23 protein-coding genes and 1 pseudogene are annotated in these 24,077 nt (G+C 63.6%); 13 read left to right on the top strand and 11 right to left on the bottom strand.

Going from position 1 to position 24,077, the window contains the following annotated elements; genetic code table 11:
- The 7 genes from DH10_RS20610 to DH10_RS20580 form a co-directional block, all read right to left on the bottom strand.
- Positions 1-741, bottom strand: a 741-nt coding sequence (locus DH10_RS20610) for an AAA family ATPase (RefSeq protein WP_192385272.1), incomplete at its 3' end; no start/stop codon positions are given.
- 39 nt (positions 742-780) lie between these two features.
- Positions 781-1,899, bottom strand: a complete 1,119-nt coding sequence (gene dnaN / locus DH10_RS20605; RefSeq protein WP_192250096.1) for a DNA polymerase III subunit beta — start codon at positions 1,897-1,899, stop codon at positions 781-783.
- Positions 1,900-2,074: 175 nt separating this feature from the next.
- Positions 2,075-3,547: a chromosomal replication initiator protein DnaA gene (dnaA, locus tag DH10_RS20600; protein ID WP_246506191.1), complete on the bottom strand. Its 1,473-nt coding sequence runs from the start codon at positions 3,545-3,547 to the stop codon at positions 2,075-2,077.
- A 906-nt stretch (positions 3,548-4,453) separates the two neighbouring features.
- On the bottom strand, positions 4,454-4,720 hold the full coding sequence (gene rpsT, locus DH10_RS20595) for a 30S ribosomal protein S20 (protein ID WP_124996039.1): 267 nt from the start codon (positions 4,718-4,720) through the stop codon (positions 4,454-4,456).
- 243 nt (positions 4,721-4,963) lie between these two features.
- Entirely contained in the window at positions 4,964-5,737 is a 774-nt protein-coding gene (locus DH10_RS20590; protein ID WP_192250103.1) for an enoyl-CoA hydratase, read from the bottom strand.
- A 40-nt stretch (positions 5,738-5,777) separates the two neighbouring features.
- Complete coding sequence (gene mutM / locus DH10_RS20585) at positions 5,778-6,668, bottom strand: bifunctional DNA-formamidopyrimidine glycosylase/DNA-(apurinic or apyrimidinic site) lyase (protein ID WP_192250106.1); 891 nt, start codon at positions 6,666-6,668, stop codon at positions 5,778-5,780.
- Positions 6,652-7,899, bottom strand: a complete 1,248-nt coding sequence (locus DH10_RS20580; RefSeq protein ID WP_192385271.1) for a phosphopentomutase — start codon at positions 7,897-7,899, stop codon at positions 6,652-6,654. Before DH10_RS20580 ends, mutM begins: the two co-directional genes overlap by 17 nt.
- Positions 7,900-8,078: 179 nt before the next feature.
- On the opposite strand from DH10_RS20580, the gene DH10_RS20575 reads away from it, so the two are divergent.
- Complete coding sequence (locus tag DH10_RS20575) at positions 8,079-8,972, top strand: phosphate/phosphite/phosphonate ABC transporter substrate-binding protein (protein WP_192385270.1); 894 nt, start codon at positions 8,079-8,081, stop codon at positions 8,970-8,972.
- 4 nt (positions 8,973-8,976) lie between these two features.
- Here DH10_RS20575 and DH10_RS20570 read toward each other — a convergent pair whose 3' ends face one another.
- From DH10_RS20570 to DH10_RS20560, 3 genes are all read right to left on the bottom strand, one after another.
- On the bottom strand, positions 8,977-9,597 hold the full coding sequence (locus DH10_RS20570) for a TadE/TadG family type IV pilus assembly protein (protein WP_192250115.1): 621 nt from the start codon (positions 9,595-9,597) through the stop codon (positions 8,977-8,979).
- A gap of 41 nt (positions 9,598-9,638) precedes the next feature.
- Positions 9,639-10,244, bottom strand: a complete 606-nt coding sequence (locus DH10_RS20565) for a TadE/TadG family type IV pilus assembly protein (RefSeq protein ID WP_192250118.1) — start codon at positions 10,242-10,244, stop codon at positions 9,639-9,641.
- A gap of 138 nt (positions 10,245-10,382) precedes the next feature.
- Positions 10,383-10,805: a pilus assembly protein N-terminal domain-containing protein gene (locus DH10_RS20560; protein WP_126085996.1), complete on the bottom strand. Its 423-nt coding sequence runs from the start codon at positions 10,803-10,805 to the stop codon at positions 10,383-10,385.
- 355 nt (positions 10,806-11,160) lie between these two features.
- Here DH10_RS20560 and DH10_RS20555 point away from each other — a divergent pair, with 355 nt between their 5' ends.
- The 9 genes and pseudogenes from DH10_RS20555 (at position 11,161) to DH10_RS20515 (ending at position 20,312) form a co-directional block, all read left to right on the top strand.
- Positions 11,161-11,340, top strand: a complete 180-nt coding sequence (locus DH10_RS20555) for a Flp family type IVb pilin (RefSeq protein ID WP_126085995.1) — start codon at positions 11,161-11,163, stop codon at positions 11,338-11,340.
- Between the two features lie 156 nt (positions 11,341-11,496).
- A complete protein-coding gene (locus DH10_RS20550) occupies positions 11,497-12,015 on the top strand; it encodes an A24 family peptidase (RefSeq protein WP_192250121.1) in 519 nt (172 codons plus the stop codon).
- Positions 12,016-12,293: 278 nt separating this feature from the next.
- On the top strand, positions 12,294-13,106 hold the full coding sequence (gene cpaB / locus DH10_RS20545; RefSeq protein WP_192250124.1) for a Flp pilus assembly protein CpaB: 813 nt from the start codon (positions 12,294-12,296) through the stop codon (positions 13,104-13,106).
- On the top strand, positions 13,103-14,632 hold the full coding sequence (locus DH10_RS20540; RefSeq protein WP_192250128.1) for a type II and III secretion system protein family protein: 1,530 nt from the start codon (positions 13,103-13,105) through the stop codon (positions 14,630-14,632). Before cpaB ends, DH10_RS20540 begins: the two co-directional genes overlap by 4 nt.
- A 14-nt stretch (positions 14,633-14,646) precedes the next feature.
- Positions 14,647-15,384 carry a CpaD family pilus assembly protein gene (locus DH10_RS20535; protein ID WP_192250131.1) on the top strand — a complete coding sequence of 246 codons (738 nt, stop codon included), beginning with the start codon at positions 14,647-14,649 and terminating at the stop codon, positions 15,382-15,384.
- Positions 15,385-15,414: 30 nt separating this feature from the next.
- Positions 15,415-16,698 (top strand): CpaE/TadZ family protein, encoded by a 1,284-nt coding sequence (locus DH10_RS20530; RefSeq protein ID WP_192250317.1) that lies wholly within the window; start codon positions 15,415-15,417, stop codon positions 16,696-16,698.
- Between the two features lie 30 nt (positions 16,699-16,728).
- A pseudogene (locus tag DH10_RS20525) lies at positions 16,729-18,239 on the top strand (TadA family conjugal transfer-associated ATPase).
- 29 nt (positions 18,240-18,268) lie between these two features.
- On the top strand, positions 18,269-19,282 hold the full coding sequence (locus DH10_RS20520) for a type II secretion system F family protein (protein ID WP_192250137.1): 1,014 nt from the start codon (positions 18,269-18,271) through the stop codon (positions 19,280-19,282).
- Positions 19,283-19,295: 13 nt separating this feature from the next.
- The gene (locus DH10_RS20515) at positions 19,296-20,312 is read left to right on the top strand and encodes a type II secretion system F family protein (RefSeq protein WP_192250140.1); all 1,017 of its coding nucleotides are present in this window, start codon (positions 19,296-19,298) and stop codon (positions 20,310-20,312) included.
- Between the two features lie 86 nt (positions 20,313-20,398).
- Here DH10_RS20515 and DH10_RS20510 read toward each other — a convergent pair whose 3' ends face one another.
- On the bottom strand, positions 20,399-21,226 hold the full coding sequence (locus tag DH10_RS20510; protein WP_192250143.1) for a tetratricopeptide repeat protein: 828 nt from the start codon (positions 21,224-21,226) through the stop codon (positions 20,399-20,401).
- 119 nt (positions 21,227-21,345) lie between these two features.
- Between DH10_RS20510 and DH10_RS20505 the strand changes: the two genes are divergently transcribed.
- The 3 genes from DH10_RS20505 (at position 21,346) to DH10_RS20495 (ending at position 24,024) form a co-directional block, all read left to right on the top strand.
- Positions 21,346-22,710, top strand: a complete 1,365-nt coding sequence (locus DH10_RS20505) for a leucyl aminopeptidase family protein (protein WP_192250146.1) — start codon at positions 21,346-21,348, stop codon at positions 22,708-22,710.
- A gap of 73 nt (positions 22,711-22,783) precedes the next feature.
- Positions 22,784-23,134: a MarR family winged helix-turn-helix transcriptional regulator gene (locus tag DH10_RS20500; protein ID WP_192250149.1), complete on the top strand. Its 351-nt coding sequence runs from the start codon at positions 22,784-22,786 to the stop codon at positions 23,132-23,134.
- A 29-nt stretch (positions 23,135-23,163) separates the two neighbouring features.
- Positions 23,164-24,024 (top strand): C40 family peptidase, encoded by an 861-nt coding sequence (locus DH10_RS20495; protein ID WP_192250152.1) that lies wholly within the window; start codon positions 23,164-23,166, stop codon positions 24,022-24,024.
- Positions 24,025-24,077: the final 53 nt, after the last annotated feature.

Raw genomic sequence — 24,077 nt, 5'->3', positions numbered from 1 at the left:
CGGCGCGGCAGCGATCTCGCTCTCCAATTCGCCGGAGAGGCTGATGTCGGCCTGCGGAAACGGGCCGCTGCCGGGCAGCTTGTCGATCATGGCGGCAAGCAGCCGCACCAGTTCCGCCCGCGCCGCCGCGATCGCCACCCCGGTTTCGGCCATCTGCGTCTCGATCGCGTCGAACCAGCCGCTGTCGCGCGAGCCTTCCGTAAGCAGTCGGTTACGGCCGCGCATCGCCTTTTCATAATCCAGCGCCCGTTGCCCATGGCTGGGATCGATCGCCAGCACGAGTCGGTCGAGGAAGCGGCGCCGGTCGGCGGCCGGTCCCGGAAACAGCCCGTCCATCGCCGGCGTCAGCCAGACGACCCGCAGCCATTCCAGCATATCTTCGGCCGACTTCGCCGGTGCACCGTTGATGCGAACGCGCCTGCCGCCTTCTCCGTCGCCGCCGGAAATGCCGGTGCCGATTTCGACCTGGCCTTCCGGCCCTTCGATGCGGGCGTGCAAGGCAAAGCCGCCATCGCCGCCCTCGCGCGCCACGTCGGCATAGGGTGCGCGGCGCAATCCGCGCCCCGGCGTCAGCAGCGAGATGGCTTCGAGCAGATTGGTCTTGCCGGCGCCGTTGTCGCCGGACAGCACCACGGCACCCGGGCCAAGCTCGAGCGAAAGCCCCACATAGTTGCGGAAATTGGTAAGTGTTAGCTTACTAATATAGCTTTGCTGCCGAAGCTGTTTGGCGCCCGAAGTCACGGCGACACCTTTTCCGTGAAACGCCGAGCTCGCGAGAGCCTACACCCGCATCGGCATCAGCACGTAGAGCGCGGTCTCGTCGGCCAAGTCGTGGATCAGCGTTGGGGACCCGGCATCCGCCAGCATGAACTTCGCCTCCGTGCCGGTGAGCTGGGCCGCGACATCGAGCAGATACTTGGCATTGAAGCCGATCTCGATCGGGTCGGACGAATAGTCGGCCGCCAGCTCCTCGGTGGCACTGCCCGAATCCGGATTGTTGACGGCGAGCGTGACCTGGCCGTCATTGATCGACAGTTTCACGGCCCGGCCGCGCTCGGACGAAATGGTCGAGACGCGGTCGACCGCGGCGGCGAAGCTCTGGCGGTCGATGATCAGCTTCTTGTCGTTGCCGGTCGGGATGACCCGCTGATAGTCCGGGAAGGTGCCGTCGATCAGCTTCGAGGTCAGGATGACGCTGCCGATGGTGAAGCGGATCTTGGTGTCCGACAGCTCCGTCGTCACTGCGATATCCGGGTCGTCGACCAGCTTCTGCAACTCGCTCACCGTCTTGCGCGGGATGATGATGCCGGGCATGCCTTCGGAGCCTGCCGGCGCGTCGATCTCGGCGCGCGCCAGGCGGTGGCCATCGGTCGCGACCGAACGCAGCTTCAGCTTGCCGCCCGCCTCAAGCGTGTGCAGGAAGATGCCGTTGAGATAGTAGCGCGTCTCTTCGGTCGAGATGGCGAACTGCGTCTTCTCGATGAGGCCCTTGAGCGCCACCGAGTCGAGCCGGAAGATGTGCGAGAAGGAACCGGCCGAAAGCTCCGGGAAATCCGACTGCGGCAGGCACTGCAGGCGGAAGCTGGAGCGGCCGGACGTGACGGTCATCGCATTGCCGTCCTCGTCGGTCTTCAGCATCACCTCGGCGCCGTCGGACAGCTTGCGCACGATGTCGTAGAGCAGATGCGCCGGAACCGTCGTCGCTCCGCCGCGCTCGACCTTGGCCGGCGTGGCTTCCGTCACTTCGAGGTCGAGGTCGGTCGCTTTCATTTCCAGGCTGGCGCCTTCAGCGCTGAGCAGCACATTCGACAGGATCGGTATGGTGTTGCGCCGCTCCACCACGCGATGAACGTGGTTGAGGGACTTCAGGAGATTGGACCGTTCCAGGATAACACGCATGACCAAACAGGCTCGCTTCAATGAATGAGCGGGTCACCAGGGAGCGGCGTCCCGCGAAAGCTCCGAAAAGCTCAGAATCTATGTAAGCTGACAGTAAAACCCCTGCAAACGCAAGCCCGCGGCACCGGTTCCGGCCGGTTGCGCGGGCTTTCTGGGGATAAAGCAGGCGAAGTGCTCAGGCCTGCTCGTTGATCAGCCTTCTGAGTAGTTCGAGCTCCTGCGCCAGCGTGTTGTCGCCACCGGAAAGATCCTCGATCTTGCGAACGGCATGCAGAACCGTCGTGTGGTCGCGGCCGCCGAAACGCCGTCCGATCTCCGGCAGCGAGCGCGGCGTCATCACCTTAGACAGATACATCGCCACCTGCCGCGGCTTGACGATGGTGCGCGTGCGCCGGTTGGAGAGCAGCTCCGTCTTCGACACGTTGTAGTGGCGCGCCACGATGCGCTGGATGTCCTCGATGCGCACCCGCTTCGGCTCGCCCGAGCGGTAGATGTGCCCGAGGATCTCGTCGATGCGGTCGATGGTGATCTGCGGCTCGAAGGACTGGCGGAACAGAAGCTGGTTGAACGCGCCTTCAAGCTCGCGCCCGCTGCCCGTCACCGTGCGGGCGACGTGATCGAGGATCTCGTCCGAAATATCGAGCGAGGCATCGTCGATCTTGGCGGTGGCAAGGCGCAGCTTCAGCATGCCAAGGCGCATAGCGAAATCCGGCGCCGACATTTCGAGCGCCACGCCGCCATTCAGGCGCGAACGCACGCGCGGCTCCAGCGATTCCAGTTCCGACGGCGGCCGGTCGGCGGCGACCACCACCTGCTTGGCGCTGTCGAGCAGCATGTTGATGAGATGGCAGAACTCATGCTGGATCGACTTGCCTTGCAGGAACTGCATGTCGTCGATGATCAGAAGATCGATGTCGCGCAGCTGTTCCTTGAGGGTGAGCGCATTGTTGTCGCGGATCGCGGTGGCGAAGCGCCACATGAAATATTCCGCCGTCAGATAAACCACGCGCGATTTCGGGTTGTGCCGCAGCGATTCCGCGGCGATCGCCTGCAGCAGGTGTGTCTTGCCCAGTCCGACGGTCGCATGAAGGAAGAGCGGGTTGAAGCGCACCGCGCTCGACTGCGATTCCGCGACTGCCTTGGCCGCCGCGAAGGCCACCCGGTTCGAGGGTCCTTCGATGAAGGAAGCGAACGTGTAGCGCGGGTCGAGCGGCGACCCCAGCACGTTGTGGCGGAACTCGGTCTCCGCCGGCACGCCCGGGCGGGGCGCCGGTGCCCGTTCCACCCGGCCGGCGCTTGCGGTCCCGGCGGCAAGCGCGGTCTGCGCCTGCTTGGTCATCTTGCGCGCAGGTGCGATTTCCGGCTCGACATGGTTGCGGCCCTGCCGCGTGGCGGTTCGCACGATGATCTCGATCTTGAGAAGGTCGGGATCCTCATGCCTCCACAGTTCGGCGATAAGATCGAGATAGTGGCCGTTGATCCACGACCGCAGGAAGGCCGTGGGCACGGAGATGCGAACAATGCCGCGCGACGCCTCGGCAACCTTCATGCGGCCAAACCAGCTCGAATAGACCTCGGCTCCCAGACGCGCCTTCAACTGGGCCTTGACCCGCTCGAACTTCTGTTCAGCGTCGCTGGATGCCGCCATGCCGTCCCCTCCGACGATAGTTGCTGGGAATGGGAGCTCGCCCGCTATCTCCCGTTCGATGCCGCTCTGCATGATCAAGTTCCTTGTCTCTCGTACCCTTTTCCGCCGGGAGTGCGCCTCCTGCACCCTGGATCCGGCGAGCTTTTTTCGCTGCGCCATCGCCGCCGCCGGCGATATCGTCGCAACGTTGCGCAAGGGACCGATGCCAGCTCTCGCAAGCCGACCTGAACATGTCAGGGCAATACAACATCGTCCGGCGAAAACGCCGGCCCAACGTCGACTGCCATGTACAATTACGCCAGTCCCCTACCCGCACCGAAGAGACAAACCAAGCCACACGCGGAATTGCTCCGCGTCATGAATTCCGCCATTTTTTGCTGGCCGATCCAGGCTGGGTCAGGGGCCAAAGCCCGTCCCTTCGATGGATGGACATTACCGAAATCGCTGTGGATAGGGCAAGGCCACGTCTAACCGATTTTTAACGAATCTGATTACCGGAGACGTGTTCGGATGAGGTGCCATCGAGGCATGTTTTGACAAAGCCATTGTGATTCAAACCCTTTTCCGGCGAATGCGAAAAAGGCCACACCTCCGGAAATTTTCTGAAATAATTCTCTTGACAGCTACTTGTCCCCCGTCGCCCCTCCGCGAGTTGAACAAGCTGTGGATGACCGTCCGTAAGTTTCTGAAAAATATATGGAATTTGTGACAGGCTAATTTATGAGCGCGCTCGCATCCAACGGGCACCAGCATGAGCGATTATGTATATGCCGGCAAAACATTCGCAACTTTGAAATTCGAGCCAGACATCGTTATGCGGGCGTTCTTTTTAAGTACTTGCCGGCAAACGAAAAAACCCGGCCTGTGCGGCCGGGCTTAAGGATAACGGTTCTAAACGAAAGTTGGTTAGGCCGACAGCACCTTGACCCGCTGGGCCAGGCGCGAAACCTTACGGGAAGCCGTGTTCTTATGGATGACGCCCTTGGTTGCGGCGCGCATCAATTCCGGCTCCGCGGCCTTGAACGCTTCCAGCGCCGCGGCCTTGTCCCCGGCGGCCAGCGCCTCTTCGACCTGGCGAACATAGGTGCGGACGCGCGACCGGCGGTTCTTGTTGATCGCCGCGCGGCGGGCGATCTTGCGCGTTGCCTTTTTGGCCGAGGATGTGTTGGCCATGATGCCTCTCTTCTGATCTGGTGGGCGCCAGCGGGGGTGCCGCAGGGCGCAAAAAACAAACGGGCAGCACGGGGCCGCCTCGGTTGGTGCGGCTTATAGTTCAGCTTTTCCGGCGCGTCAACGCTGCTTGGTGGTCTTTTTGGGGACCTTAGAGCCCGTCACGCTGAAACGCCCTACGCCCTCTAAGTCTTTGTCTTATGCACGCGGTTTCCCAGACTGCTCGCACACTTTGGGCGACATGCTTCAGCGGTTGGTGAAATTCGGCTTCCGCTTCTCGACGAAGGCGGCCATGCCTTCCTTCTGGTCGTCGAGCGCAAACAGCGAATGAAACAGCCGGCGCTCGAAGCGCAGCCCCTCGGAAAGCGTCGTCTCATAGGCCCGGTTGACGGCTTCCTTGGCCATCATCACCGATGGCAGGGAAAACTCGGCGATCTTCGCCGCCGCCTTCAGCGCCTCCTCGACCAGTTCGCCGGCCGGCACCACGCGCGACACCAGTCCGCAGCGCTCGGCTTCGGCGGCGTCCATCATCCGTCCGGTCAGGCACATGTCCATCGCCTTCGACTTGCCGACGAAACGGGTCAATCGCTGCGATCCGCCCATGCCCGGCATGACGCCGAGCGTGATTTCCGGCTGGCCGAATTTTGCATTGTCGGCGGCGATGATGAAATCGCACATCATGGCCAGCTCGCAGCCGCCGCCAAGCGCATAGCCGGCGACCGCCGCGATGATCGGCTTGCGCGCGCGCGTCAGTTCCTCCCAGCCGACGAAGAAGTCCTGGGTATAGGCGTCGGCGAAGGAGATCGCCTGCATTTCCTTGATGTCGGCGCCGGCCGCGAAGGCCTTTTCCGAACCCGTAAGGACCATCGCGCCGATGCCGGCATCGGCGCCGAACGCGTTCACGGCCTCAACGATCTCTGCCAACACCTGCGAATTCAGCGCATTGAGCGCCTTTGGCCGGTTCAGCGTGATCAGCCCGACCTTGCCGCGTGTTTCCACGAGAATGGTTTCATAGGTCATGGCATCGTCTCCTCGCTTCGATTGAGGAGACCGGTCTAGCTCACCGCTGACAGGTCCGGCAATAGAAGGTCGAGCGGCCGCTCTGCACGATGCGCTCGATGTGGCCGCTGCAGCCCGGTTTCGAACACGGCTGGCCTTCGCGGTCGTAGACCGCGAAGGAATGCTGGAAGTAGCCGAGCGACCCATCTGCCTGGACATAGTCGCGCAGCGAGGATCCGCCGGCGGCGATCGCATCGGCGATGACCGAGCGGATCGATTCGGCCAGGCGTTCGCATTGCTGTTTCGCTTTCTTGCCGGAGCCGGCGATGGTGCCGGCTTCGCGCAGCGGCGATAGGCCGGCGCGCCACAGCGCCTCCGACACATATATATTGCCGAGCCCGGCGATCAGCCGCTGGTCGAGCAACGCGGCCTTGAGGGGCGACCTGCGGCCCTTAAGCAGCGCGGCGAGCAGGGGGCCGTCGAGCGCATTGCCGGTCGGCTCGATGCCCAGCCCCGCCAGCATCGGGTGCGTGTCCGGCGCTCCTTCGGCAAACAGCATGAAGCCGAAACGGCGCGGGTCGTTGAAGATGACGCGGGACCGCTCGCCCTTCGGCGAGGCGACATCGAACACGACGTGGTCGTGCGCGGCGCTCTTCGGGCGCTCGTGATGGAAGGTTCCTGGGATGTCGCTGCTCCCTGCGGTTTCGACGCGGAACGATCCCGACATGCCGAGATGGCAGATCAGCACCGGACCGTCTTCGATGTGCATCGTCAGATATTTGGCGCGCCGGCCGAGCGCCGTCACGGTCTTGCCGGCAAGCCGCTCCGAAAAGCGTTCGGGAAAGGGAAAGCGAAGGTCGGGCCTGCGCGCCTCAACGTTGACGAGCCGCGCCCCTTCCAGAACCGGCTGCAGCCCGCGCCGCACCGTTTCGACTTCAGGCAGTTCTGGCATGGCCGCCTATCGTTGCAAGGAAAGAGGCGCCGTGGCGGCCGGGCGCGAGGCCAAGATGATCGGCGACGGTTTCGCCGATATCGGCGAAGGTCGGCCGGAGCTCGATGTCGCCGCCCTTCAGCCCGGGCCCGATGCCGATCACCGGAACGCGCTCGCGCGTATGGTCCGTGCCGCGCCAGGTCGGGTCGTTGCCGTGGTCTGCGGTGAGGATGAGCAGGTCGCCCGGCTTGATGCGCGACAGCGCTTCCGGCAGCCGGCGGTCGAAGGCCTCGAGTGCTCCGGCATAGCCGGCGACATCGCGCCGGTGGCCGAACTCGGTGTCGAAATCGACGAAATTGGCAAAGACCAGATCGCCTTCGCCGGCGTCGTCCATGGCGCCCAGCGCCTCGTCGAACATCGCCATGTTGCCGCCCGCCTTGCGCACCTGCGAGATGCCGCGATGGGCGAAGATGTCGCCGATCTTGCCGACGGCGATGACCTTGCTGCCGCGCTCCGTCAGCCGGTCGAGCAAGGTCGGCTCCGGCGGCGGCACGGCATAGTCGCGGCGGTTGTGGGTGCGCTGGAAGGTGGCTTTTGTCTCGCCGACGAAGGGCCGCGCGATCACCCGTCCGATCTTGAGCGGATCGACTAGCCGGCGCACCGTCAGGCAAAGCTCATACAGTCTTTCGAGGCCGAAATGCGTTTCGTGCGCGGCGATCTGCAATACGGAGTCTACCGAGGTGTAGCAGATGGGCTTGCCGGTGCGGATGTGCTCCTCGCCGAAACCCTCGATGATCTCGGTTCCGGGCGCATGGCAATCGCCGAGGATGCCCGGCACCTTGCCTTCGCGGATGATCGCGCCGGTCAACTCGGCCGGGAAGGCCGGCACGGTGTCGGGAAAGTAGCCCCAGTCGAAACGCACGGGCAGGCCGGCAATCTCCCAGTGGCCCGACGGTGTGTCCTTGCCGCTCGAGACCTCCTGGGCAGCGCCATGGAAAGAAGCGGCAAGCAGCGGCGTGTCGACGTCGAGCTTCAACCCGGTCGCCGTCTGTGCCGCGCGGGCAAGCCCGAGCGAGACCATGTTCGGCACGGCAAGCGGGCCGCTGCGCAAGCCTTCACGGTTCGCGCGGCCGTCGGCGCAGGCCTGCGCGATGTGCCCGAACGTGTCGGCGCCGGCATCGCCGTAGCGTTCGGCATCGGCCGCCCCGCCGACGCCGAAGGAATCGAGAACGAATAGGAAAGCCCGCGCCATAGGGTGCCATTGTTGCCAGTCCAGGCAGCCAGACATAAGGTTCCGCAGTGGCGTTGGCAAATCGGAAACCAAACCGAAACCGGCATGGCGCCACAGTGGTGCGATCGGGCGCAGTGTCGGCGGGAGCGCGGCAGGGGATGGGCAAGGGCGCGGGATTCGTGGCAGGCCGGACTTTGGGGATGTGCGCGGCGGCTCTCGCGCTGCTCTCCTCGGCATCGCCGGCGCGCGCCGACTGGCGCGACGACATCAGCACGTTTCGCATAGGCATCGTCGCCGAGCCTGGAGGCGGCAACACGGTACCCGCTCTGGCCCGCCTGACGGATGCCTATACGAATGCTCTCGGCATGAAGGTCGAGTTCGTGGTTGCCCGCGACTATGCGGCATTGATCGAGGCGCAGGCGAGCGGCCGCGTCCAGTACGCGATCTATTCGGCGCTCGCTTATGCTGCGGCTTCGGAGCGCTGCGGCTGTGTCGAGCCGCTGGTGGCGCCGGTCGATGCCGACGGGGTCGCCGGTATCCGTTCCGTGCTGGTGACGCGCGACGGCAAAGTGCCGGACCTCGCCGCCATGGCCTCGCATCGGATCGCGATCGCGCCCGCGGACAATGTCGCCGGTTCTTTGCTGCCGCTGACCGGCCTGGCTGGCGAAGGCGTGAAGATCGCGGAGGATTCACCCTTCCTGGCACGCGCGCCGTCGGCCACCGCGGCCGAGACGATGCTCGGCGACGGCGAAGCCGACGGCCTGTTCGGCTGGGAGCCCGTCGGCGCCGATGGCCAGCCCACCGATACGGGCGGCACGATCATGCGGCTCGAGGCCGCCGGCGTTCCGAAGACGTCGCTTCGGGTGCTATGGAACTCGGCTCCGCTGCGATACGGGCCTCATGCCGTGCGCAGCGATCTCGATGCCGAGGCGAAGCGTCGGCTGGCCGTCTTCCTGACCAATCTCAAGTCTCTGACCCCGGACGTCTACGATCTTCTGGAATCGACGCATTCCGGCGGCTTCGAACTGGCCGTATCAAAGGACTACGCAACGGCGCTGGCCATCGTGCGGCGGGAAGCGGGCGGCCAGCAATGATCTCTCAGCAGTCGGTGCAGGGGACCGTGGGCCCGCGGCGCGGCCTCAGATAGTATGTTTCGCCCATGGCTATGTTGTTGAAGGCCGAGGTCAAGCCAAGAGCCTTCGAATCGCCGGCCGACCAGGTGATGATCGGCTTGTAGCCGAGGTCGCTTTCCACCCGCACAAGGAAGGTGTTGCGGATATTCAGCGTCGACGGAACGGTGGTGATGCTGTCCTTCGCGGCGTCGGCGCTATAGGTGGTGCCTACCAGCTTGCGCGACCATGCCACCTTCACCTTGGGCGACGCCTCGTCGGTGATCTGGATCCCGGTAACGATGATCGTCGGCGTGGAGCGGTTGTAGGGCTGCAGCGTCGAGGTGCCGATCTTCATGATCGCATCGAGATCGGCTTTCTTGACGCTCGTCTGCTGCGTGACGAGATCCGCCACCATGCTGCCGATGCGGCTGACCTTCTTGCTGGTCTCGATCGCCTGCGAGGCTTCCATCGTGATGAAGTACATGATGAGCAGCACCGGCACGATGAACGCGAACTCGATTGCCGCCACGCCGCGGCGATCGCGGCAAAACCGTGCCGCCTTCGCCAGAATGGCCGAAATTCCCCGCTGTGCCCCCGCACGGTACATACCCTACCCCCACGCCGCCGTAGTCTCGACCGGCCGCAATCTCAGTCGTCGAATGGTTCGTTCTGCCAGGTCACCGATGCGAAGTGCAGCGTCCTGCCGTCCTTCAGATTGGCCATTTGCTTGGCCAGGAAATCGGTGATCACCGGCCATTTGTAGAAGACCCGCAGCATGTTCCTCGATTCCGCCAGCCCCGGAGACACCGTGAAGGTCGTCGAGCTCGTGCCTGTCAGCACGATTTCGCCGCTCTGGATATTGAAGCCCGCCGCCGCGGCGTCGGCGAAGGTCGGATATTCGCGCAGGTCCACCAGCAGTGAAGCATTTGACCCGGACCCGGGGCAATTCGTGGCGACCATGATCTCCAGCCTGTCGCAGATCAGCTTCTTGATCGAGTCTTCGGTGACGTTGGCCTTCCTAAGCTGGCCGGTCCTGAGCTGGCGCGCGATATCGTCGGTGGCATTGGCCATCACTTCCTGGCCGGCGAACGAGATGCAGCTCTCAAGGATGGCGAAAACGAGCAGGGCGAACGGTATGGCCAGCATCGCGAATTCCAACGCCGTGCTGCCGCGCCTGTCGCTGAAGAAGCCATGACGGGGCTTTGCCCGTGCCTTGCCGTCCATGCCACCCTCGGATGCCGGATCCTTGCTCATGTCCGTTCCTGCCGAACCCTTGCAATGTCGGGCGGCAACATAGGGAAAACCCATTGAGGTCGGGTTTGGATGAGCGTTAAATTCGCCGGGCGACTTTTAACCCGCCATTAACGTCGCAGGCGCTTGCCGACGCCAGCCTCAGCGGCTGGCATTCATTTCGGTTTCGGAAGTTCTCTCCGCTTCGCTCTTGTATGAGCTTTCGCAATAGGGCGTGCAGGACATGGTCTGGACGTCGGCGCGCCGGTAGATGCGCACCGAAGACGCGGCTTGCCGGACCACCGTCACCTGCTCATCGACGATCGGGCTGCCATCGGAATCGAGCACGACCAGATTGGTGACGCCGAAACCCTTGCCGGTGAGAACGACCGTCGAGGCATCCTGCACGGCGGCGTCGGCGATTGCCGGATTGCCGATGACGATCGTATCGGCGGCGCGCGACAACTTGACGATCTTTGCCTGATTCATGGTGACCTCGATGCCGGCACCGGCGCTGGCGGGCATGGCGAAGGCGGCAACTGCCAGCAGCGCGACGACTGGAAATGGCGATCTCGACAAGGTCATTGAAGCGCTCCGGAGCGGCAGACTGTTCAACGGAACATGAACGAAATTGGTGAACCGACGGTTAAACGCCGCATGGCCGCGATAAGCATTGGCCGCCTCGAGGGTAAGAACCACCAGCATGCGCTGTTTTAGCGAAATCGCGGCTGGGCCGGATCTCTGCGCTTTTCCTGCCCGCCGGGCCGCGTTTGGGCGTTTAGGCCACGGTTAACCAAGCAACGGGTTCGCCTCCGGAAAGGAATCGGTAAGGGTATTTATTAAGCCGATCGAAAGGGCTTCCCCCTAGATTTGCAGCATCCGATCAACCGGCAAGAGAAGTTGACGGAAGTGCTGTAACACGTGGAGTAGGAGCTCTCGAATGTCTAACCTCATCGCACGTTTCGTGAAGGACGAATCCGGCGCGACCGCCATCGAATACGGTCTGATCGCCGCTCTCATCGCACTCGCCATCATGGTCGGCGCCAGCCAGCTCGGCACCGCCCTGAACAGCAAGTTCGTGGCGATCGCCAGCGCCGTCAAGACCGGCAAGGCCCCGTGATAGGCCGCGGAAGCCAGTAGTTGCTTTGAAGTAGAAGGGTCGCCATTGGCGGCCCTTCTTCATGCGGTCGGGTGATTTCGACGATCCGACCTCATCAATCGTTAATTCCAGCATGCCTAGATTGCAGCTGGTAAAATGCGCCATAGGCACCGCGCCATGCTTGAAGCCGCGATCTTCGTCGTCTTTCCTTTCTGCATGCTGTTCGCGGCGATCTCAGACACGCTGTCGATGACGATCGCCAACCGCGTGCCGGTGCTGCTGGTGGCGACGTTCGCTCTGGTGGCTCCGATGACCGGGATGGACTGGGCAACCTATGGCGGGCATTTCGCGGCCGGTGCCCTGGTGCTGGGGGTGACATTCGGCTTGTTCGCGCTCGGCGGCATGGGCGGGGGCGATGCCAAGCTCCTGGCGGCAACCGCGGTATGGATGGGGCTCAACATCAATCTCGTCGGCTACCTGGTAACCTCGACATTGATCGGCGGTCTGTTGACGATTGCCATTCTGGCCTACCGGAAATCGCCATTTGCGGTCTACACCGGCCACAACCGTTTTCTGCGCCATTTCGCCGACGAGAGCGGAGGCATTCCTTATGGCGTCGCGCTTGGTCTCGGCGGGCTCCTCACCTTTCCGGATTCTCCGCTGATGATCTGGGCGCTGGACAGGCTCGCCGCCTAAAGCACGTCGCCATTTTCAGGTCCGCTCGGTGGGCTTTGGATTTTTGACTTTACGCTTGTCTTGTCCCGAAGCCGGTTCCCGCTTTCGGAAGGCTCGTTTCCTTGAAAAGAGGGCTCTTGGCCGCCTTTTTTCGTTAACGGCAAGCGGTTCCATCAAATTTGAGTAAACCTTAAATTAATCACGATCGTAAGCATTACATTAACCTTGTTTTGACGATTGCGGCTGCAAAGTCCGGCCTGGCTAGGTGGTTTTGCCTTGAGGCGAAGGGTTCGGACGAAATGCCAGCATCCCGACTGATTATTCTGGGCGTGGCTGTGGCTGCGGCGGGTGGCGCGGGGTATGTCGCAAAGAACATGGTAGCGCCGCCGCCGCCTCAAGTCGTCGTCGACAATCCCAAGCAGCCGGCGATCGCGTTGCAGGACGTGCTGGTGCTTTCCGGCGATGTCGCGATGGGCAGCCAGCTCGGTGACAACATCAGCTGGGAGCAGTGGCCGGCCAGCGGCATCAACGCCAATTTCATCACCCGTGCGGCCGAACCGGACGCGGTTGAAAAGCTCAAGGGCTCGGTGGCACGTGTGGCCATGTATACCGGTGAGCCGTTGCGGCGCTCCAAGTTGGTCGGCGAGGGGCAGAGCTTCATGTCCTCGATCCTGCCGTCCGGCATGCGCGCCGTCGCGACCGCCATATCGGCCGACACATCGGCGGGCGGCTTCATCCTGCCCAATGACTTCGTCGACGTCATCATGACCCGGCGCGCCGACGCCAGCAACGGCGGCAGCGGCTTCAACACCGAGACCATCCTCAAGAACATCCGCGTCCTGGCCATCGACCAGACCATCCAGGAGGACGAGGAAGGCAAGAAGACCAGGGTCGGCCAGACCGCGACGCTGGAGCTGACGCCGCAGCAGGCGGAGATCATCACCGTCGCGCAGCAGATGGCGGACCGCCTGACCCTGGCGCTGCGTCCGATCACCGACACGAATGAGAAGAACCTGGGCGAGGCCGACTATCTGGTGAACGGCAATGGCCGGCGCGGCACGGTGCGGTTGATCAAGTCGGGCGAAGTTTCCGAAGTGGGAGCAAGGAAATGAGGCTAAGCGGCAAACTGCCCGTCGTCGCGGCGGCGGCAATCGGCCTGTTCCTGATCGGCACCAATGCGCCCGGCCTCGTCGAGGCCAAGGCCGCGAACAGGGCGGCCGGCGTGACGGCCTCGGTTGCCTCGCAGCGCGTCAAGCTCGGCCTCAACAAGTCGGTGGTCATCGACCTGCCGAGCGACGCCTACGACATCCTCGTCGCCAATCCGGCGGTGGCCGACGCGGTGACGCGCACGGCGCGCCGCATCTATCTGTTCGGCAAGGCTGTCGGCGAAACCAACATCTTCGTCTTCGGCCCCAACGGCGAACAGATCGCCAGTCTCGACCTGGCGGTCGAGCGCGACGTCGCCGGGCTGGAAGACTATCTCAAGCGCTTCCTCCCGTCGTCGCAGATCAAGGTCGAGCTGCTGAACGACAACGTGATTCTCACCGGCAACGTGGACACACCGCTCGACGCCAAGCGCGCCGTCGACCTGGCCACCATCTTTGTCTCGGGCGGTGAAGCGACAACCGGCCAATATTCTCAGACAGCCGCCGGTGGCTCGGCCAATGGCGGCGTCGACATCAACAATCCCGACGCCGAACGCCGGGTCTCCAAGATCGTCAATCTGCTGCAGATCATCGGTGACGATCAGGTGACGCTGAAGGTGACGGTGGCCGAAGTCAGCCGCTCGGTGATGAAGCAGCTCGGCGTCAACATGGTCGGCAACGGCGGCAGCAACGGCATTTCCTGGGGCGCGCTCAGCGACAATTTCACCGGCCTCGGCAAGCAGCTGTCCAATTCGAGCTTCAATGTCGGGACGTCCTCGATCCAGGCCTACATAAATGCCATGGAATCGGCCGGCGTCATGAAGACGCTGGCAGAACCGACGCTCACTGCGGTGTCCGGCGAGAAGGCAACCTTCAAGGTCGGCGGCGAATACAACATGGTGAACAGCGTTTCCGCCAACGTCTCCAACGACAACCAGACAGGGCTGAAGACCTATTCGATCGAGAAGATCGAATACGGCATCGGATTGGAGTTTCAGCCGGTGGTGCTGTCACCCGGCCGCATCAGCCTGAAGGTGCGGACCGCCGTTTCCGAGCCGACAACCGAGGGATCGGTTTCGCTTTCCGATGGCGGGAGGAGTCCCGGCATGAACGCTTTGTCGCTGCGCAAGCGCCTGGCCGATACGACGGTGGAACTGCCTTCCGGCGGTTCGATGATGATCGCAGGCCTCGTGCGCGACGACGTCAGGCAGGCCGTCAACGGATTGCCCGGGCTGACCAAGATTCCCGTGCTCGGCGCGCTCTTCCGCAGCCGCGACTTCGTGCGCAACGAGAGCGAGCTCGTCATCATCATCACGCCTTATCTGGCGCGGCCCGTGGCGCGCAACGAATTGGCCAAGCCCGACGACAATTTCAATCCACCCAGCGATGGCGCCGGCATGTTCCTTGGTCGCGTCAATCGCGTCTACGGCACCATGCAGACCGACAGGCCACCTGGCCGTTACCACGGCGTCGTCGGCTTCATCTACAAGTGAGCGGGAAAGCGGACATGTCCAAGTCAGCATCGAAGGCCACGACGATCGCAGCGGCAAAATCCGGCCGCGGACGTTTCCGCGGGTCGTCTCCGGTCCTGGCGATCGCCCTTGCGGCGTCGCTCACCGGATGCGCCAACTTCCATCGCGACAGTGTGACGGTGGGCTCCATTCCGGATGACTACCGCACCAATCATCCGATCGTCATTGCCGAGAAGAACCAGAAGATCGACCTTCCGGTCGGCGCCGGCGATCGCGGCATGACCGGTTCGCAGCGTGACACTCTGCTCGGCTTCCTCGACGGCTACGACAGGAGCGCCGCGCCTGCGCTGACGATTGCGGCTCCGGTCGGTTCCGCAAACCAGGCCGCCGCCCAGGCCGCCAGCCGTGATTTCGCCAGGCTTGCCATTGCGGCCGGCGTCAAGCGCGACCGGATCGTCATGACATCTTACCAGGCGGCCGTGCCGGAAGCCTCGGCGCCGGTCCGCGTCGCCTTCGTCGCCGTGAAGGCCCAGACCGACAAATGCGGGCGCTGGCCGGAAGACCTGCTGCAGACATCGGAAAACAAGCACTACGCCGATTTCGGGTGCTCCTATCAGAACAATCTCGCCGCCCAGATGGCCAATCCCAACGATCTGCTCGGGCCGCGCAAGCAGTCCGACATCGACGCCGAAAATCGCGGCAAGGTGATCGATATCTATCGCGCCCGAGGCATTTCGGACGAGTTCCTCGGCAATTCGGAAGTGACTTATTAAGCCGCGCCGGATCACGGAAAGAGCATGACGATGAGCAATCTCGCCTACGACACGCCCACGGATGCCGGCGATCTCTCGCAACAGGACATCGCCGCCATGCAGGCGCTGCGCCCGGTGCCGCGCATCTCGATCCAGGCTTTCTGCGAGACCGAGGGCGTCGCCAATCCCATCGAGCGCGCCGGCGAGGACCGCCGCATGGCCAAGGCCCATCTCAAGGCCCATATGGGCGGCATCGCCACCGCGATCGAATTCTACCAGTCGGCGCCGACGCCAAACCTGATCCTGCTGGAATCGCGCAGCGAGCCGAAACAGCTGCTGGAGCAGCTCGCTCAGCTCGCGGAATATTGTGATCCGACCTCGAAGGTCGTGGTCATCGGCCATTACAACGATGTCGGCCTCTACCGCGAGCTTATCCGTTCGGGTATTTCCGAATATGTCATCGCGCCGGTCTCGATGACCGATATCGTCAGCGTCGTCTCGTCGATCTTCGTCGATCCCGAGTCCGATCCGATCGGCCGCTCCATCGCTTTCATCGGCGCCAAGGGCGGTGTCGGCTCCTCGACGATCGCCCACAACGTCGCCTGGGCGATGTCGTCCTTGTTCAAGTCCGAAGTCGTCGTTGCCGATCTCGATCTCGCCTTCGGCACCGCCAACATCAACTTCGACCAGGACCCCGCGCAGGGCATCGCCGAGGCGGTGTTTTCGCCCGAGCGCGTCGACGAGGTTTATCTCGATCGGCTGCTCGCGCAGTGCGCCGAGCATTTGTCGCTGCTGGCGGCACCGTCCACGCTCGAGCGCGTCTATGATTTCGATCCGGACGCCTTCTCCCAGGTCATCGAAACGGCCCAGCGCAGCGCGCCCTTGCTCGTGCTCGACATTCCTCACGTCTGGAGCGGTTGGACCAAGAGCACGCTGATCAAGGCCGACGAGATCGTCATCACGGCCACGCCCGAACTCGCAAACCTGCGCAACACCAAGAATATGGTGGACATGCTGAAGCGGCTGCGTCCGAACGACCCGCCGCCGAAGCTGATCATCAACCAGGCGGGCGTTCCGAAACGGCCGGAGATCGCGGCATCGGATTTTTCCGAACCGCTCGGCATCACGCCCATGGCGGTGATCAATTTCGAGCCGCTGCTGTTCGGCAACGCGGCCAACAATGGCCGCATGCTTGGCGAGATGGATGCCAAAAGTCCGGTCGTCGGCACGATCAACGAAATCGCGCATGTGCTGACCGGGCGCAGCGAAATCAAGGCGAAGAAGAAGGCAGGCCTGGGCGCCATCCTCGGCAAGCTTTCGCGCAACAAGAAATGACGCTCGCGCAGCGGCATCGGGTAGTCGATCATGTTTGGTAAAAGAGGCACAGACGACGGCAGCCGGACAACTCCCGAATTCCGTCCGCCAGCACCTCCCCGCCCCCCCCCCCCGCCGCTCCCGCTCCGGCCGGGACGATGGCTCTCGATCGGCCGGCCGCGCCTGTGCCGAGCATGCCCGCCGCGTCGCCCGTTCGCCGTCCGGTGGAGGCGCCGCCGATGGCGCCCGAGCCGCCGAGAAGGGCCCAGCGCGAGCGTAGCGAAACCTACTACGACACCAAGAGCCAGGTGTTTTCGGCGCTGATCGATACGATCGATCTTTCGCAGCTCGCCAAGCTCGATCCGGAAAGCGCGCGCGAGGAAATCCGCGACATCGTCAACGACATCATCGCGATCAAGAATTTCGCAATGTCGATCTCCGAGCAGGAAGAGCTGCTCGAGGACATCTGCAACGACGTGCTCGGCTATGGGCCGCTGGAGCCGCTGCTCGCGCGCGACGACATCGCCGACATCATGGTCAACGGTTCCAAGAACGTCTACATCGAGGTCAACGGCAAGGTCGAGCAGACCAGCATCCGCTTCCGCGATAACCAGCAGCTGCTCAACATCTGCCAGCGCATCGTCAGCCAGGTCGGCCGCCGCGTCGATGAATCGAGCCCGATCTGCGACGCGCGTCTTCCCGACGGCTCGCGCGTCAACGTGATCGCGCCGCCGCTCTCGCTCGATGGCACCGCGCTCACCATCCGCAAGTTCAAGAAGGACAAGCTGACGCTTGACCAGCTGGTCAAGTTCGGCGCCATCTCGCCGCAAGGCGCGGAGATCCTGAAGATCATTGGCCGCGTCCGCTGCAATGTCGTCATCTCGGGCGGTACCGGCTCGGGCAAGACGACGCTGCTCAACTGCCTGACCAACTACATCGATCGCGAGGAACGGGTCATCACCTGCGAGGACTCGGCCGAGCTGCAGTTGCAGCAGCCGCACGTGGTCCGTCTCGAAACCAGGCCGCCCAATCTCGAAGGCGAGGGCGAGGTGACCATGCGCGACCTCGTCAAGAACTGCCTGCGCATGCGGCCCGAACGGATCATCGTCGGCGAGGTGCGCGGACCGGAAGTGTTCGACCTTCTGCAGGCGATGAACACCGGCCATGACGGCTCGATGGGAACGATCCACTCCAACAGCCCGCGCGAATGCCTGAACCGTATTGAATCGATGATCGCCATGGGCGGCTATTCGCTGCCGCAGAGGACGGTGCGCGAGATCGTCGTCGGCTCGGTCGACGTGATAATCCAGGCGGCCCGCCTGCGCGACGGCTCGCGCCGCATCACCCACATCACCGAGGTGATCGGCATGGAAGGCGACGTCATCATCACCCAGGATATTGTCCTCTACAACATCAAGGGCGAAGACGCGAACGGTAGGCTGCTGGGCGAGCACGTATCGACCGGCATCGGCAGGCCGCATTTCTGGGATCGTGCCCGCTACTACGGCGAGGAGCAGCGCCTCGCCAACGCGCTCGAAGCCATGGAGAAACGCGCTGACTGATGCATCTGGAGGTGTAGGGGCCCCGGTCGATGTTCGGAATTGACACCACGGTTCTGGCTTTCGTCGTGCTTGCGGGCCTCAGCGCCGGCGCGATAGCCTATGCTTTCCTGTTCAAGCGCATCGACAATGAAAAGCAGGCCGGCAAGCGGCTTGAAACAATCAAGACGGCCGAGACCGACCGGTCGGTGGTGAAGGCTACGCGCGACCGCGCCGCGGAAGCGGTCAGGCGGCGCAAGACCCTCCAGGATTCGCTCAAGCAGCTCGATGAGAAGCAGAAGACCAACGACCGCAACCTCAAGAAGCCGCCGCTGAAGGCCCAGATCCGCCAGGCCGGCATGACGGTTTCCATCGAGCGCTTCTACATCTACTCGGCGATCTGCGGCGTCGTGCTTACGTTCCTCGCCTATTTTGCTGGCGCGCCGTTGCTGGTTCTGCCCGGCGCTCTCTTGGCCGGAGCCCTCGGCCTGCCGCGCTGGTTCGTATCGTTTCGCCGCACGCGCCGGGTGAAGGCTTTCCTGGAGGAGTTCCCGAATGCCCTCGACATCATCGTGCGCGCGGTCAAGTCCGGTCTGCCGCTGAACGACGCGATCCGCATGATCGCCAACGAATCTCCCGAGCCGGTGCGCTCCGAGTTTCGCCGCATCGTCGATTCCCAGCAGATGGGCATGTCGATCCCCGACGCGACGCTGCGCATGTCCGAGACCATGCCATGCACCGAGGCCGGCTTCTTCGGCATCGTCATCCAGATCCAGTCGCAGGCCGGCGGCAATCTCTCCGAGGCGCTGGGCAACCTTTCGCGCGTGTTGCGCGACCGCAAGAAGATGAAGGCCAAGGTGCAGGCACTGTCGATGGAAGCGAAGGCATCCGCCGTCATCATCGGCGCCTTGCCGTTCGTCGTCGCCTTTCTCGTTTATCTTTCGAGCCCGAACTACATCATGCCGCTGTTCACGACCAGCGTCGGCAATTTGATCCTCGGCTGCTCCGGCGTCTGGATGTCGATCGGCATCCTGGTGATGCGCAAGATGATGAATTTCGAAGTGTAGGGACGCGGACCCAATGACAGACCAGGTCGTCAAGACGCTAACCGATCCTTCTTTTCTTATCGCGCTGCTGGTCGGCATCGCGGTTTTTGCGACCGTCTTCACGCTCCTGCCGGCGCTTGGCGGCAATCAGCTCAAGGCGCGCATGAAAAGCGTGGCGCTCGAGCGTGACGAACTGCGCGCCAGGCAGCGTCAGTGGCTCGCCAACGAAGCCGACCGCCGCCGCAAGGGCTTGCGCGAGGAGCAGTCGATCGGCATGCGCAACATCGTCGAACGGCTGGACCTCAAGCGCGCGCTTGCCGACGAAGGCACGCTGCAGAAGCTCAAGGTGGCGGGCTTCCGCGGCCAGAATCCGCTGACGCGCTTCCTGTTCTTTCGCCTGATCCTGCCCTTCATCGGATTCGCGCTCGCAGCGATCTACCTGTTCGTTCTGGGCGGTCTGGCGCAACAGCCGGCCTTCATCAAGCTGTTCGTCTGCATTCTTGTCGCCTATGGCGGCTTCTATGCGCCGATCCTCTACGTCAACAACCGCGCGACCAAGCGCAAGCAGTCGATCCAGCTGGCATGGCCGGACGCGCTCGACCTGATGCTAATCTGCGTGGAATCCGGCATGTCGGTGGAAGCAGCGCTTCGCAAGGTCGCCGACGAGATCGGCACCCAGTCCGTCGCGCTCGCCGAGGAATTCGTGCTCACCAATGCCGAGCTCTCCTATCTGCAGGACCGCAAGGTCGCCTATGAGAACCTGGCAAGCCGCACCGGCCTGGAATCGGTGAAGTCGGTGTCCCAGGCCCTGGTCCAGGCGGAACGCTACGGCACGCCGGTGGCGCATGCGCTGCGCGTGCTGGCGTCGGAAAGCCGCGACATGCGCATGAACGCGGCCGAGAAGAAGGCCGCAGCACTGCCGCCGAAGCTCACCGTGCCCATGATCCTATTCTTCCTGCCGGTTCTGTTCGCCATCATTCTGGGGCCGGCCGGCATCCAGGTCAGCCAGCGCGGCATCTTCGGCGACCAGCACAATTCCAGCAGTCACTAGAAAACCCGAACGGATATGGAAAGGCCGCACGGTTTATGCCGCGCGGCCTTTTGTCGTCGATCGGCGCGATCCCGCGCCCTGCTCGATCAGTTCGTCGCGGCCTTCGCCTTGTCCTTGTCCTGATCCTTGAGCTGGCTCCAGGCATTCTGCTGGGCAAGCATCTGGCGCAGATAGGCGACATTGGCCTGCGCCTGCTCCGGCGAAAGCTCCTGCGAGGCGATCTTTTCGGCCTCGTCGAAGCGGCCCTGCAGGCCGACGACCAGCGCCAGGTTCTGCCGCACGCGGCTGTCGGCACTCGGCTGCTGCACGGCCGAGCGCATATAGGTCTCGGCGGTGCGCAGATCCCCCTCCAGCACATAGGACATGCCGAGATTGGAGAGGATCGAAGGTTCGTTCGGCTTGAGCTCGAGCGCCTTCCGGTAATCCTGACGTGCCTCGTCCCGCTGCCCTATCTGGTCGAGGATGGCGGCTTCCGCCGACACCAGGCGCCAGTCCGGATATTCCGGCGTCTGCGCGCGGCGCACCGCATCGAGCGCCTGCTCGAACTGCCCGTTGGCGGCGAGCGCCTTGCCGTAGGCGGCGAGCACGTCCCGGTCCTTGGGGTAGGCGATTGCGAGCTTGCGTATCACCGCCAGCGACTGGTCGGCGTCGCCATCCATCTGCAGCGCCGCGGCGTAATTCGTGGCGATGCGTTTGTCGTTCGGGTTCCTGGCGTAGGATTCGCCAAGCCTGGTCGTGGCGCCGTGCAGTTCGCCGGCCGACATCGTTTCCAGCGGCCTGTTATCGGAGCGGGAAATGGAGCCGGTCGTGAACTTGCTGGTGCTGGCGCAGCCCGCAACGCTGGCCGCCAGCGCTGCCATGAATGCCGTGGTGATCAGACGCTTGCTCGTGAAGGTCAATGCTTTGATCGGCATCGCGCCGTCTCCATTCCTGCGCGGCCATTAACTGGCCGTCTTCCCTCTCACAGAAATATTCTGTTAACCCTAACGGATCGTTAAAAAGCCGACTCGCGGTGTCGGCCGGAGACCATTGAATGCCTGTCGAAATCATTGACCAGAAACCGGAAGCCGCCTTGCCAGTTTATCTGGTGGGAAAGGACGGTCTCGACGCCTCGATCCTCCCGCCTTCGGTCATTGCCTGGGCGCGGGCCAATGGCTTTTCCGGCGATGCGGGCCGTACGCTCGTTCTGCCGGGCGACGGTGGCGCTCTCGCCGGCGCGCTGTTCGGCACCGGCGACGGCGAGAGCCAGCTTGCCATCGGCGCCTTGGCGAGATCGCTGCCCGAGGGCGAATGGCATTTCGCCCAGGATTTGCCAGTGCCGGATCTTGCGGCGCTGGCCCTCGTCCTCGGCGGCTACGTCTTCACCCGCTACGGCAAGAAGCCCGGCAAGGCGTTGCGCTTCGCGCTGCCGTTGGGCGCCGACGTCGCGCGTGTACGCCGCATCGCCGAGGGCGTTTTCCTGACGCGTGACCTCGTCAACACGCCGACCAGCGACATGGGGCCGGATGAGCTGGACGAGGCCGTCCAGACATTGGCCGCTGCGCACGGCGCCGACGTCTCCGTTGTCAAGGGCGACGATCTCCTGGTGCGGAATTTCCCGATGATCCATGCCGTCGGCCGCGCCTCGGCCGCCGCGCCGCGGTTGATCGACATGACATGGGGACCGAGCGATGCGCCGAAGGTGACGCTGGTCGGCAAGGGCGTCTGCTTCGACACCGGCGGTCTCGACATCAAGCCGTCGTCCGGCATGCTGTTAATGAAGAAGGACATGGGTGGGGCCGCCAACGTGCTGGGTCTAGCCTCAATCATTATGGCGGCGAAACTGAATGTGCGGTTGCGGGCGCTGATCCCCGCCGTCGAAAATTCGATCGCCGGCAACGCCTTTCGGCCGGGCGATGTGCTGAGAAGCCGCAAGGGCATCACGGTCGAGATCGGCAACACCGACGCCGAAGGACGGCTGATCCTCGCCGACGCCCTGGCGCTCGCCGACGAGGAAAGGCCGGCCCTGCTGTTCGACATGGCGACGCTGACCGGAGCCGCACGTGTCGCGCTCGGCCCCGATCTGCCGCCCTTCTATACCGGCGACGAGGCGCTGGCGGCCGACCTGGCTGCGGCTTCGCTCGCTGTCGAGGACCCGCTGTGGCGCATGCCCTTGTGGCGTCCCTATGATGCGAAGCTTTCCTCGAAGGTCGCAGACGTCAACAACGTCACCACGGATGGTTTTGCCGGATCGATCACCGCGGCTCTGTTCCTCAAGCGCTTCGTCGAGAAGACGCCCGGCTGGGCGCATTTCGACATCTTCGCCTGGAATCCGTCCGATCGTCCGTACGGCCTGACCGGTGGCGAGGCGCAAGGCATTCGCGCGCTGGAACGGATCATCTCGAAGCGCTTCGGTTGAGGTTGGCAAAAAGCCGGCAAAAAAGGCCGCAGACTGAAACGGAAGCGAAACAATTTGCCGTCATGCTGGGCGGATGTCGATCTCGATGCGCCCGAGCCAGGCCTTGCGACTGTGGCAGCAGGTGTTGCTGTCGCAGGTGCGCGAGGGCGCGCCCGACCTCACCATGCGCCAGACGGCGATCCTGCTCACCATCTACCTCGACCCGCCGCCGCATACGGTGCGCGGACTGGCAGCCAGGCTCAATGTCACCAAGCCGGTCATCACCCGCGCGCTCGACACGATGGGCGCTCTGAAGCTGGTGTCGCGCCACCGCGACGAGCTCGACAAGCGCAACGTGCTGATCCGGCGCACGGTCGAAGGCGCGCTCTTTGTCGAGCGCTTCGGCGATGGTATCGTCGCCAGGGCGCATGAACTGCCCATCTGACCGATCACCGAGTTGACTGGATTGCTGATTTGACTGCCAGGGATGCCCGCCTTCACGCCTTTCGTTCCGATCTCGCCGACGCCAGGCTGAAAGGAGAGGTCGCCGCCGAGCGCTTCGTCGCTGGCCGGCCGGCGCGGATAACCGCCGCCGTCGCCGACCTGCACAAGGCGCCGCGCCCCGATGCCGGGATCAACACGCAGGCGCTGTTCGGCGATAACGTGCTCGTCTTCGAGGACGCGGAAGGCTGGGCCTGGGTGCAGGCCGAGCGCGACGGCTACGTCGGCTATGTCGCCGATAACGTGCTTGGCGCATGTGAACACGCGCTTACCCACATCGTCTCCGTGCCGCGCACCTTCCTCTATCCGGGTCCTGATCTGCGCTTTCCGATCGGCGGACAATTGTCGATGGGCTCGACGGTGACGGTGACGGGCTCCGCCGAAACGCGCGGCACGCATTACGCGCTGCTGCCTTCCGGCCAGGCGGTGATTGCCCGCCATCTGCGGCCGATCGGAGAACTCGCCGACGACTACGTCACGGTCGCGGAGAGCTTTCTCGGCACGCCCTATCTCTGGGGTGGCGTTTCCGCTTTCGGCATCGACTGTTCCGGCCTCGTGCAGCTGGCGATGCGCATGACGGGCAAGGATGTGCTGCGCGATTCCGATATGCAGGGGGCATCGATCGGCACGCCGCTCGAGCCGGGCCCTGAGTTTTCCGGACTCAGGCGCGGCGATCTCGTCTTCTGGAAGGGCCATGTCGCGATCATGACGGACGCGAAAGAGATGATCCACGCCAATGGCCACACCATGCTGGTCTCGCGCGAAGGGCTGAAAGAGGCGGTCGAGCGCATCGGCTATCTCTATGGCGGCCCGACTGGGTTTAGGAGGCCATAGCATCTTTACCTCTTCCCTTGTAGGAGAGGTCGGATTGCCCCGATTTGCCCTTC

The sequence above is a fragment of the Mesorhizobium silamurunense genome (genome assembly GCF_014843825.1).
Classification (GTDB): Bacteria; Pseudomonadota; Alphaproteobacteria; order Rhizobiales; family Rhizobiaceae; genus Mesorhizobium; species Mesorhizobium silamurunense.
Note: the sequence above shows the minus strand (reverse complement) of the source record. Positions and strands in the feature narration are given on the sequence as shown.